Origin of the sequence: Bacillus cereus group sp. BfR-BA-01347 (assembly GCF_022663835.1) — a bacterium.
Classification (GTDB): domain Bacteria; phylum Bacillota; class Bacilli; order Bacillales; family Bacillaceae_G; genus Bacillus_A; species Bacillus_A thuringiensis_K.
In genome coordinates, this window is sequence record NZ_JAKUGG010000090.1 from 1 (window position 1) to 325 (window position 325).

Sequence of the window (325 nt, forward strand, 5' to 3'; positions counted from 1 at the left end):
TAGTATTGCGATTCAGTCGTCTGTTCGCAACCTTGCGGATGCTTATACGCGCTTTTTCAAAAAACAAAACAGCGCACCGCGCTTTAAATCTAAGAAGAACAACGTACAATCGTATACCACAAAACAAACAAATGAAAACATTGCCGTTGTAGGGAACAAAATAAAGTTGCCGAAACTAGGCCTTGTTCGATTTGCCAAAAGTCGCGAAGTAGATGGGCGTATTGTAAATGCTACAGTTAGACGGAACCCTTCTGGTAGATATTTTGTGTCACTATTAGTTGAAACAGAAGTACAAGAACTTCCGAAAACACATTCTTACATTGGA

The 325-nt window shown here is 39.7% G+C and carries 1 pseudogene; it reads left to right on the top strand.

Annotated features, from left to right (window positions below):
- A pseudogene (locus MR143_RS32785) lies at positions 1-325 on the top strand (IS200/IS605 family element RNA-guided endonuclease TnpB); the annotation flags it as partial.